The sequence below is a fragment of the Blautia sp. aa_0143 genome, from assembly GCF_004167315.1.
GTDB classification, from domain to species: Bacteria; Bacillota; Clostridia; order Lachnospirales; family Lachnospiraceae; genus Blautia_A; species Blautia_A fusiformis.
Genome location: NZ_RCXU01000016.1, coordinates 55,622 through 66,659, shown reverse-complemented (window position 1 = coordinate 66,659; position 11,038 = coordinate 55,622). Strand labels below are relative to the sequence as shown.

The 11,038-nt window shown below is 45.6% G+C and carries 7 protein-coding genes; 2 read left to right on the top strand and 5 right to left on the bottom strand.

The window, feature by feature from the left end; translation table 11 throughout:
- Window positions 1-165 precede the first annotated feature (165 nt).
- Both EAI83_RS09750 and EAI83_RS09745 read right to left on the bottom strand, forming a co-directional pair.
- On the bottom strand, window positions 166-825 hold the full coding sequence (locus EAI83_RS09750; protein ID WP_129975231.1) for a hypothetical protein: 660 nt from the start codon (window positions 823-825) through the stop codon (window positions 166-168).
- Window positions 826-895: 70 nt separating this feature from the next.
- A complete protein-coding gene (locus EAI83_RS09745) occupies window positions 896-1,462 on the bottom strand; it encodes an HD domain-containing protein (RefSeq protein WP_015526394.1) in 567 nt (188 codons plus the stop codon).
- Between the two features lie 286 nt (window positions 1,463-1,748).
- On the opposite strand from EAI83_RS09745, the gene EAI83_RS09740 reads away from it, so the two are divergent.
- Entirely contained in the window at window positions 1,749-2,243 is a 495-nt protein-coding gene (locus EAI83_RS09740) for an HD domain-containing protein (protein ID WP_129975229.1), read from the top strand.
- Between the two features lie 99 nt (window positions 2,244-2,342).
- Here EAI83_RS09740 and EAI83_RS09735 read toward each other — a convergent pair whose 3' ends face one another.
- Both EAI83_RS09735 and ileS read right to left on the bottom strand, forming a co-directional pair.
- A complete protein-coding gene (locus EAI83_RS09735) occupies window positions 2,343-4,805 on the bottom strand; it encodes a glycogen/starch/alpha-glucan phosphorylase (protein ID WP_021650270.1) in 2,463 nt (820 codons plus the stop codon).
- Complete coding sequence (gene ileS / locus EAI83_RS09730) at window positions 4,805-7,969, bottom strand: isoleucine--tRNA ligase (protein ID WP_129975259.1); 3,165 nt, start codon at window positions 7,967-7,969, stop codon at window positions 4,805-4,807. Before ileS ends, EAI83_RS09735 begins: the two co-directional genes overlap by 1 nt.
- 792 nt (window positions 7,970-8,761) lie before the next feature.
- Between ileS and EAI83_RS09725 the strand changes: the two genes are divergently transcribed.
- A complete protein-coding gene (locus tag EAI83_RS09725) occupies window positions 8,762-10,051 on the top strand; it encodes a D-alanyl-D-alanine carboxypeptidase family protein (protein ID WP_129975227.1) in 1,290 nt (429 codons plus the stop codon).
- Here the strand turns inward: EAI83_RS09725 and EAI83_RS09720 are convergent.
- Entirely contained in the window at window positions 10,028-10,984 is a 957-nt protein-coding gene (locus EAI83_RS09720; RefSeq protein ID WP_021650273.1) for a 3'-5' exonuclease, read from the bottom strand. The two genes, EAI83_RS09725 and EAI83_RS09720, sit on opposite strands and share 24 nt — an antisense overlap.
- Window positions 10,985-11,038 lie beyond the last annotated feature (54 nt).

The following is an 11,038-nucleotide window of genomic DNA, read 5'->3' as shown; positions in this document are numbered from 1 at the left end:
TTCTTCCTTCTACTGGTTTAAAAAAATATACTCCTAAAAAATCACCCAGTGTGCTAATATAAAGCAAATAAAAACATTCCAAAAAGCCTTGAAATACCAGCACTCAGAGATGTTCTGAAATCACCAAAAAAGGAACCGGTCTCCCGGTTCCTTTTTTCGTCATCTCTACATACTATATCCATCCAGATATACCGATGATACATAATTTTTGCTGGTATTCTTATACAATATCTGCAGATAATGTTCTCCATCCAAAATGACTGTGCTTCCATTTTTGATCTTTCTCTGTCTTCCGGTTCCGTGTTCACTGTAATATATTGCAACTATCTTGTAGCCCTTCTTTGCAGTGATACATACTTTTGCCTTTCTGGGATAACCTTTTGCAACCGGGACCATGGTCTTTTTATCAAAGGATTTTTTATAATCTTTTCTTCCGAATTTGCACACGTTTAACGGATTTGAATAATTATGTACCGTAACTTTAGATTTGAAAGAATATGTTTTTCCATTCTTTCTTTTTACTTTGAAGGATATGATAGAAGTTCCTGTTTTTTTTGCCTTCAGCGTAAGGGTATAATCATCCAGAAACGGCATTTTTTTTACTGATACCACACTGGTATTACTGGATTTCAGTCCCAGAACTTTGTCGGATCTGACGGAGTTTATGATTCCATATCCGATTTCCTCACCTTTCATAAGAGCAACAGACTTAGTAAATTTGAGTGTACCCGCCGCCTGCGCTGTGACCGGTGCTACTGCAAGATCTGTCACGATAAATGTAAGTGCCAGAAATAACACCAATAATCTCTTTACTGCTTTTTTCATTACTTTTTCCCCCTTTTATAAGCATTTTGGACTTATTCCATACATATTAGTATACATGAGTTATTCATATTCAACAACCTTTTTTCTGAATTTTCTGTATACTATCTTCCCGAACCTTTGCGCGAAGCTCTGTCAGATATTCTGAGAATTTCACCTGCTCATTTCCGTAAATCATCTGCAGATCATACTCCAGCGGAATCCAGGTTTTAATATCGGATTCATTGTGCTGAATCAGGGCTTCCAGCTTGTCCAGCGCTTTATAAATCCTGGCCTCCAGAGTTCGCTGCGCTTCCATCTCCTGATATAGTTCCGCCATCTCTTTATCGAACGGCTCCGGCAGAGTCTTCACCCATTCTCCCAGCACATCGGCTTCTTTCTCCGAATCCTTATCCGTTTTTTCAAAGGCTGGGATATCCCCGGTAAAAGCTTCTCCCAGATCATGGATGAGGCACATTTTCATAATTTTCAGAAGATCTGCCTCAGGAAACTCATCACTGACAAAATATGCCATCAACGTGATCCTCCAGGAATGCTCTGCAACGCTCTCCCGCCTGCCACCGGAAGTATAACTATGACGCACTGCATCCTTTAACCGCTCTGCAACGGAAAGTACTTCGATCAGTTTTTCTGGTTTCATATATATTACGCTCCTCTTCTTTTTATTATGTCAACCATCTAAATCAACTATTTTCAGCCTATCTTATAGCTGTCCATAAAACCGTTATAGCGTTTTCACTTTACTATACCATAATTTCCCAAAGAACAGACCCCCAAAAAACATTCTCCTTACTTCTGCGCGCTGACATTTCCCATCCCAAATAAATTTGTCCAAGCTAATTTCTAAAAAAACTATAAACCATATTGCATTTTTCTCCATAATCGTCATAATGAAATTATAAACAAAAGAAAGAAGGTGATTGCCGATGGATATCACGGTGTCGGATGAGGTCTCACAGGAATATCATACGCTTGTGAAGAACATCCTCTGTAACAGAGAGTTCCTGAAGCTGAGCCTGTACACCCACCACCAGTGGACCACACGGCTCATGCACAGTATCAATGTTTCTTACCTCTCCTGGTTCATTGCCAGGAAGCTGGGATGTGACGAGAAAGCCGCCGCAAGGGCAGGACTTCTCCACGATTTCTGTCCCTATGACTTCAGGGCGAAGACACCGACCGGTGAGCATCAGGCGTTTTATCACCCGAAGGCTGCCGCAGACAACAGTGCCGCACACTTTGATGTCACAGACAGAGAGCTGGATGCGATACTCTCACATATGTTCCCTCTGGGACCTCTTCCACGCAACAGGGAAGCCTGGATCATCAGCTTTGCCGATAAAGCCTGCGCCATCGCGGAAGGCTGCCATATCGCCATTGCACTGGCCAGGCGGAACCGGATCGTCATCAATCCGGCATAATTTCCACACAAAAAACAGGGCCGTCGCCACTTCTGACGCGCCCTGTTTTTGTGTGGAAATTTATTTTATAGTAATACTTTGCAGATTACTTTCTATATCTTAGTTCTCTTTCACAACAACCTTATCCAGATGCCAGATATCATCTACATACTCCTGGATAGTTCTGTCGGATGTGAACTTACCGCTGCATGCTGTATTAAGAAGTGCCATCTTAGCCCAGCGTTTCTCATCCTTATATGCTTCCTCAACACGCTTCTGTGCCTCTGCATAGGAACGGAAGTCGCCAAGGATGAAGTACTGGTCAGGTCTCGGCATGTTGCGTTTGTCGAGAAGTGAATTGTAGATATCACGGAACATCTCTGTATCGCTGGAGAAGGTTCCGTTGATCAGCTGCATCAGTACCTGACGGATCTCCGGATCTGTGTTGTAGATGAAGTCCGGATCGTAACCGCCGTTGTTCTCATAGTTGATGATCTGGTCGGAGCTCATACCGAAGATAAATGCATTCTCCTCGCCAACCTCCTGTACGATCTCAACGTTAGCACCATCCATGGTTCCAAGTGTCGGAGCACCGTTCAGCATGAATTTCATGTTACCTGTACCGGAAGCCTCTTTACTTGCTGTGGAGATCTGTTCGGAAACATCTGCTGCCGCAAAAATGATCTCAGCGTTGGATACACGGTAGTTCTCGATGAATACAACCTTCAGCTTGCCGTTGATGGAAGCATCATTGTTTACAACATCTGCCACACAGTTAATCAGCTTGATGATCTTCTTTGCACGTGCGTAAGCTGCGGAAGCTTTTGCACCAAAGATAAATGTTCTTGGATAGAAATCCATCTCCGGATGTGCCTTGATCTGGTTGTACAGATAGATCACATGCAGGATGTTAAGAAGCTGACGTTTGTACTCATGAAGTCTCTTAACCTGGATATCGAAGATAGAGTGCGGGTCAACCTCAACACCATTGTGCTCCAGGATATATTTTGCAAGACGCTCTTTGTTCTTGAACTTGATGGTCATGAACTCCTGAAGAGCCTTCTCATCGTCTGCGTAAACTTTAAGCTTGGAAAGCTGGGAAAGATCTGTGATCCAGTCCGGTCCAATCTTGTCTGTTACCCAGTCAGCCAGAAGCGGGTTTCCATGAGCAAGGAAACGTCTCTGTGTGATACCGTTTGTTTTATTGTTGAACTTCTCAGGCATCATCTCATAGAAATCCTTCAGCTCCTGATTCTTGAGGATCTCGGTATGAAGGCGTGCAACACCGTTTACAGAGTAGCCTGCAACGATCGCAAGGTGAGCCATCTTAACCTGTCCGTCATAGATGATCGCCATCTTCTTGATCTTCTCGAAGTTTCCAGGATATTTCTGCTGGATCTCAAGAATGAAACGACGGTTGATCTCCTCGATGATCTGGTATACACGCGGAAGCAGTCTGGAGAACAGCTCGATCGGCCATTTCTCAAGTGCCTCGGACATGATGGTGTGGTTGGTGTAAGCACAGCATTTTGTTGTGATATCCCATGCCTGATCCCAGCCAAGACCTTCCTCATCGATAAGAATACGCATCAACTCTGCAACTGCAACTGTCGGATGAGTATCATTCATCTGGAATACAACCTTCTCATGAAGCTTGGTAATGTCGTCGTGTGTTTTTTTGTATTTGGCAATCGCTGCCTGAAGGCTGGCAGATACGAAGAAGTACTGCTGTTTCAGACGAAGCTCTTTACCTGCCATATGGTTATCATTCGGATAAAGCACCTCTACGATAGTACGTGCAAGGTTCTCCTGCTCTACTGCGTTGTGATAATCACCCTTGTCAAAAGAGTCAAGGTTGAAGTCTACGATCGGCTCTGCATCCCAGATACGAAGTGTGTTTACAACATCGTTGTTATAACCTGTGATCGGCATATCGTAAGGAACAGCCTTAACTGCCTGATATCCTTCATGGATGAATTTATTCTCGTTCTTCACCGGATCCCACTCAACGCGTACATATCCGCCGAAATGAACCTCTTTTGCATACTCCGGACGACGGAGCTCGAAAGGATAGCCGTTCTTCAGCCAGTTATCCGGTGCCTCTACCTGATAACCGTCACGGATCTCCTGCTTGAACATACCATAACGGTAACGGATTCCGCATCCGTATGCACAGTAGTTGAGAGTTGCAAGAGAATCCAGAAAGCATGCTGCCAGTCTTCCAAGTCCACCGTTTCCAAGAGCCGGATCCGGCTCCTGGTCTTCGATGCAGTTAATGTCAAGTCCAAGCTCCTCAAGAGCCTCCTTAACCTCGCCGTATGCACCAAGGTTGATCAGGTTGTTTCCAAGGGCACGGCCCATAAGGAATTCCATGGACATATAATATACGATCTTCGGGTCCTGTTTTTCATACGCCTTCTGGCTCTTGAGCCAGTTGTCAATGATCACGTCCTTCACAGTGTAGCTTACAGCCTGAAAGATCTGCTCCTGTGTAGCCTCTTCCAGTGTTTTTCGATAAAGGAATTTTACGTTTTCTTTTACACTTTTTTTGAATTCCTCTTTCTCAAACTGCTTGTCAATCATTAGTTTTCCTCCTGTACTTTGGATACTCCCAGTGTTACAGCCTCTTTGTTGATGTTCCACTCCTTGGTGTAACCCTCTGCTTCTCCCAGAATAATGTTTTCTGCCAGTACTTCACGTTTGATCTCATCCTGGTTTGCTTTCATGATATCCATGATCTTATCGTTATCTTTTGCATAGACAATGATCTTGTCCATGACTTCGAAACCAGCCTCTTTACGCATGGTCTGAACCTTGCTGATAATCTCGCGGACAAAGCCCTCCTGGATCAGTTCAGGTGTAAGGTTTGTATCAAGGACAACGGATGTCTCACCGTCTGTCTCTGTCACATAGCCCTCGCTCTGGGCTGTTTCGATCAATAAGTCTTCCTCTGCAAGCTCGACTCTGTTTCCGTCAATGTCAAGAACGAGAACACCATTATCTCTCAGCTCTTTCATTGCTGCGGTTCCGTCGATCTCGGAGAGTGCGGTACGGATGCCGTTCAGAAGCTTGCCGTATTTCGGTCCTACTGTACGAAGCTGCGGCTTGAAGCTGTAGGAAATGAAGGACTCTACATCATCTGCGAATTTCACTTCTTTTACGTTAAGCTCATCTGCGATGATATCTGTGTAGAATTTATCCATAGCTTTCTCAGCCTTTACATACATGGTTCCGATCGGCTGACGGTTCTTGATGTTTGCGGTATTTCTGCATGCACGTCCGAGAACAACGATCTCAAGAAGCTCTTCCATGTTTGCCTCAAGATCCTTGTCGATCCATGCCTCGTTTACCTCCGGGTAATCGCAGAGATGGATACTCTCCGGAGCGTCTGCATCAATGCTTCTTACAAGGTTCTGGTAGATATCCTCAGTCATGAACGGGATCATCGGAGCTGCAGCCTTAGCAACTGTTACCAGTGCTGTGTAAAGTGTCATGTAAGCATTGATCTTATCCTGCTCCATGCCCTTTGCCCAGAAACGCTCACGGCTTCTTCTTACATACCAGTTACTCATATCGTCAACAAATTCCTGGAGTGCTCTTGCAGCCTCCGGAATCTTGTAGGAATCAAGATCCGCATCGACAGTCTTCACCATGGTATTCAGCTTGCTAAGCAGCCATTTATCCATAACCGGAAGCTTATCGTAATTTAAAGTATATTTAGTTGCATCAAAATTGTCAATGTTCGCATACAGTACGAAGAATGCGTAGGTGTTCCACAGAGTGCTCATGAACTTTCTCTGTCCCTCTACAACTGCCTTGCCGTGGAAACGGTTCGGAAGCCATGGAGCACTGTTGATGTAAAAATACCAGCGGATCGCATCTGCGCCGTATTTGTTCAGTGCATCAAACGGATCTACTGCATTTCCCTTGGACTTACTCATCTTCTGTCCGTTCTCATCCTGTACATGTCCCAGAACGATTACATTCTTATACGGAGCCTTATTGAAAAGCAGTGTGGACTCAGCAAGAAGGGAGTAGAACCATCCTCTTGTCTGGTCAACAGCCTCGGAGATGAAGTCTGCCGGGAACTGCTGCTCGAACAGGTCCTTATTCTCAAATGGATAATGATGCTGCGCAAAAGGCATTGCTCCGGAATCGAACCAGCAGTCGATTACCTCCGGTACACGGTGCATAGTCTTGCCGCAGTCCGGACACTTCATGGTGATATCATCAATGTATGGACGGTGAAGCTCGATGGTCTTCGCACGCTCGTCACCACTCTTCTCATAGAGATCCTGGCGGCTTCCTACGGATTCCATATGTCCGCACTCACACTGCCAGATGTTCAGTGGTGTTCCCCAGTAACGGTTTCTGGAAATACCCCAGTCCTGAACGTTCTCAAGCCAGTCACCGAAACGACCCTTACCGATGCTCTCTGGAATCCAGTTGATAGTATTGTTGTTACGGATCAGATCATCCTTTACTGCAGTCATCTTGATGAACCAGGACTCACGTGCATAGTAGATAAGCGGTGTGTCACATCTCCAGCAGTGCGGATAATCATGCTCGAATTTCGGTGCGTCAAAAAGCTTGCCCTCTTTGTCAAGGTCTGTGAGGACCATCGGGTCCGCTTTCTTTACGAATACACCTGCGTATGGTGTCTCTTTGGTCATGTTGCCCTGTCCGTCTACGAACTGTACGAACGGAAGGTCATACTCACGTCCGACACGGCTGTCATCCTCACCAAATGCAGGTGCGATATGAACGATACCGGTACCATCACTCATGGTAACGTAGTTGTCACAGGTTACGAAATGAGCTTTTTTGCGCTGTTTTGCTGCTGCCTCTCCTGCACATGCAAAAAGCGGCTCATATTCTCTGCGCTCAAGGTCTGTTCCTTTATATTTCTCAAGGATCTCATATGCAGGCTCATCATCCTTTGCAAGCTTGCCGAGAACCTTGTCCAGAAGTGCCTCTGCCATGTAGTAGGTGTAGCCGTCTGCTGCTTTTACCTTGCAGTAGATCTCATCCGGGTTTACACAAAGTGCAACGTTGGACGGAAGTGTCCATGGTGTTGTTGTCCATGCCAGGAAGTATGCGTCCTCACCAACAACCTTGAAACGTACGATCGCAGAGCGCTCTTTAACAGTCTTGTAGCCCTGAGAAACCTCCTGTGCGGAAAGCGGAGTTCCACAGCGTGGGCAATAAGGAACGATCTTAAAGCCTTTATAAAGAAGACCTTTTTCCCAGATCTCTTTCAGCGCCCACCACTCGGACTCGATGAAATTGTTGTCATATGTTACATACGGATGCTCCATGTCAGCCCAGAAACCAACGGTAGAGGAGAAATCCTCCCACATTCCCTTGTATTTCCATACGCTCTCCTTACACTGCTGAATGAACGGCTCCATTCCGTACTCCTCAATCTGCTCCTTGCCGTCAAGGCCAAGCTTCTTCTCAACCTCAAGCTCAACCGGAAGTCCGTGAGTATCCCATCCTGCTTTTCTCGGAACCATGTACCCCTTCATTGTACGGTATCTCGGGATCATATCCTTGATAACTCGTGTCAGAACGTGTCCGATATGTGGCTTACCATTTGCGGTAGGCGGTCCGTCATAGAATGTGTATGTCTCGCCCTCTTTACGGCTGTCCATACTCTTTTCGAAAATCTTGTTGTCTTTCCAGAATTTCTCGACTTCTTTTTCACGGTCAACAAAATTCAGATTCGTGTCAACTTTACGATACACAATATTTACCTCCTGTGTCTGATTACTGGCTGCTGCCTCATCTGTAAGGCCACAGCGGATTGTTTCTTCACAGATACCTGTTCGTGCCAATGCTTCGGGCACTTATAAAAAAAGACCCCATCCTGTAAAAGGACGAAGTCTGATTCGCTGTACCACCTGTTACATTATACGGGCCTGTGTCCGGATCCCTGCGTCTTCTGCTGTGTTCTTATGCTCTGTGTTATGGCGCGGGCTGTTGTTCCATGTCTGTTCATGGCGGACAATTCTTTGTATCTGCCGATATATGTTCCCTGTAACGGAGGAAATCCGTCAGTTCTTACTTAAAGATCATCTGTATATCAGATATTCTTCCGGCTGCTGCCGGACAACTTCGGAACTGAAGCTCAGGAGTGATATTCCGCCATATTTACTCGTCCCAGGCTCCCACCATCCCCAGTTCGCTGCAAGCTTTCCATATGGCCTACTGTCTCCATCACAGCTTTTTCTATATACGCTGTCTATTATAGGTTGGGGAAAATCCATATGTCAAGTGTTTTCATGGATTTTTCTTATTATATGTATGTTCACTTCTTCTTAATGGAATTTTCACAGACTGCAAGTGGTTTTTCCGGGAGGAAAGTGGTATACTACTACAGAATCTTGAGGGCAAAAATACAGCGTTTCATTAATACAATGCTATAATTAATGAAATACTGCACCTCATCACAAAACGGGCAAGAGTTTTTTCGGTTACTGATTTCCAGATAAATAATAACCTTCTCTCCCGGATTTATCACTGAAAGGTATCTTGTTATGAAAAATATGAAAAAACAATCCTTGCGTCGGATCTTTGCAGGCATTCTCGGCATAGGGATCCTGCTCACAGGCGCAGCTCCCTGCGCGGCGGCTGCCTATGGATACGATGAATATGGTGATCCTATCGTCACTGCCACACCGGTTCCTGATGGTCAGGCCGCAGCAGTCACGCCTGCTCACTCCAGCTATTATTCACAGGCTGCCGACACCGATTCCATTGACGGGTGGCCCAAAGGTCCCAGCATCGAAGCACAGGCTGCAGTCCTTATGGACGTAAATACAGAAGCCGTTCTTTATTCCAAAAATGCGGACACACAGCTCTACCCTGCCAGCATCACGAAGATCCTGACTACACTGCTTGCCTGCGAAAATCTGAATACTAAGACAAACATTACCGTATCTGAAAAAGCTTCCACCAGTGTAACTGCCGGAGATTCCAGTATTTATGCTGCTCCCGGTGAAAAATTCACCAGGGATCAGGCCCTGATGGCTGTCATGCTCCAGTCCGCTAATGAAATGTCTGTCGCCGTTGCGGAAGAAGTTTCCGGCTCTGTAAAGAAATTCACAGAGCTCATGAACTGGCGCGCCAAGCTTTTTGGCTGCAAGAACACACACTTTAACAATCCCAACGGTCTTCCGGATGAGAATCATTACACTACAGCCTCCGACATGGCAAAGATCGCCAAATCCGCCTGGCTGAATCCTCTTTTCCGGCGATACTGCACCAAACGTTATTACGAGATCCCGCCTACCAATAAATTTGCGGAAGCCCGCCAGCTACTCAATCATCACAAGATGATGAAAAACGGCGAATATTATTATGAAGGCGTCCGTGGCGGAAAAACAGGCTACACGGATGCATCCGGCAACACACTTGTCACCTACTGCAAACGAGGAAATATAACGCTGGTAGCCGTGATCCTGAATTCTACTTCCGCGGCAAATGCTTACAGCGATACCGCTTCTCTTTTTAATTATGGTTTTGAAAATTTTGAAAAGGTGGATATGAAGGTGTCCATGGAGCCAGTCCCGTTTAAGGTACTCCCTTGTGACAAATATATCCTTAAGAATAACGGAAACACCTATCCGTTTTATTATCAGACAAAGGTTTATGTGACTCTTCCAAAAGATATCAAAAAATCACAGCTTAACAAACGCCAGGCCGTTCTTCAGAATGCTGTCGGCCCATTGCGTCTGAAAAGCAAATATTATTATAAGAAACAAATGGTCGGATGGGGAATGCAATACGAACGAAACATCGTATCAGATCTTCTCCTGACTTCGTAACATTTTCCTGCGGCGGAGAGATTCGTGCTTTTCACGGATCTCATCCGCCGCTTCTGTATCTTCTGCTCTCAGGGTCTTCACCCCGAAATATTTTCCCTCATCGGTTTTTCGGATCCGGATCTTTCCGGCAACAGGTCCATGCTCATGGCAAAGGGCAAGGCTGTAATATACCTTGGAATTGTTGGTACTGAACCAGCGGATCTTCCTCTTGGCAGGGCATCTGCAAATGGGACACATGGTACTTACCATGGTACGGTCCTTCATCAGACGCTCCTTTGATACAAATTCCCTGGACACAAACTTGTCATGGTCTGTATAGGAAATATAGATCTCGCTGTCTCTGGATTTTGGATTCTGATATACATCCAGGGACGGATGGCGGATCATGCAGGCTTCATCGATCTCCAGGAGTATCCTGGCCGTATAGCTGGCGTCTGCCAGTGCCCGGTGAAAATCCCGGTTTTTGGGAAGCTGCAGGTAGTCTGTAGCATATTCCAGGGAACGCCGGGATATTCCATCCTCGAATTTTATGCTGAAAAGTTTCTGCACATCGTAGTAATGCACCGGCCCTGGCATCAGCTTCAGAAGATTATAGTATTTCATATTGCGCTGAAGTTCCATCACATCCTGGTCTCCCCAGGTAAAAAAGCGATACTCCTCCCCGCACCATTCCAGAAATCTGCGGATTGCCCTTGGAAAAGGGATTCCTTTTTCCAGTTCATGATAATCCACGTGGATCACTTCATGGATACTGTCGTGGATCCAGTGGTACACTTTGGGCTTGATCAGGCACTGAAAGGTATCAACGATCTCTCTTTTTTCATTTAATTTTACTGCCCCGATCTCTATGATCTCAAACGGGAGCCGACTATCCGGATGTCTTCTTCCATCCGGATTCTGGTTCCATTCCAGGTCAAATACAATATAGTTCATGGGTTTTCTGTCCTCTTATCTGACAGTGTGCGCAGATATCCTTATAAAGAGCAG